This is a genomic window from Streptomyces colwelliae (genome assembly GCF_048158785.1).
Classification (GTDB): Bacteria; Actinomycetota; Actinomycetes; order Streptomycetales; family Streptomycetaceae; genus Streptomyces.
The window spans coordinates 1-803 of record NZ_JBLTJC010000852.1 but is presented as its reverse complement, the minus strand read 5'-3'; the positions used below and the strand labels follow the sequence as shown (position 1 = coordinate 803).

Annotated in this window: 1 protein-coding gene; it reads left to right on the top strand. The window is 69.6% G+C overall.

What is annotated here, in order from left to right:
• Nucleotides 1-162: 162 nt before the first annotated feature.
• On the top strand, nt 163-803 hold a 641-nt coding region (locus ACNFOC_RS54790), incomplete at its 3' end, for a response regulator (protein WP_416966371.1).

Sequence of the window (803 nt, the reverse complement as noted above, 5' to 3'; positions counted from 1 at the left end):
TATAAGAGACAGTTCGGGGGCGAGTTCGGCTATGGGCGCGGATGCGAATTCGGGCGCGGGTGCGCGTGCGAGTTCGGGTTCGGGTTCGGGTACTGGTGGGAGTTCGGATGCCGGTGGTGTCCGGGCGTCGTCCCAGGGTTCTGTTTCCAAAGGTGGCACCTCATGACTACGGCCGAGCCGATCCGCGTCCTCATCGTGGAGGACGATCCCGTCGCCGCCGACGCGCACGTGATGTACGTAGGACGGGTTCCGGGGTTCGTGGCGGTGGGCAAGGCGCACACCGGTGCGGAGGCGCGGCGGGCGCTGGAACGCACCCAGGTGGACCTGTTGCTGCTGGACCTGCATCTGCCGGACGCGCACGGGCTGCAACTCGCGCGGTCCTTGCGGGCGGCCGGGTATCACGCCGACGTCATCGCGGTGACGTCGGCGCGGGATCTGGCCGTGGTGCGGGAGGGGGTGTCGCTGGGGGTCGTCCAGTACGTACTGAAGCCGTTCACGTTCGCGACCCTTCGGGATCGGCTGGTGCGGTATGCCGAGTTCCATGCGGCGGCGGGCGAGGCGAGCGGCCAGGACGAGGTCGACCGGGCGTTGGCCACTCTGCGTGCGCCTTCGCCCGCTGCGCTGCCGAAAGGGTTGAGCGCGCCGACGTTGGAGCGGGTGACTGTCACTCTGCGGGACTGCGGGGAAGGGCTCACTGCGGCGGGAGTCGCCGAGGCGGTGGGGATTTCCCGGATCACGGCTCGGCGGTACCTGGAGCACTTGGTGGAGGCGGGGAGGGCGGCGAGGAGTCCGCAGTACGGGAC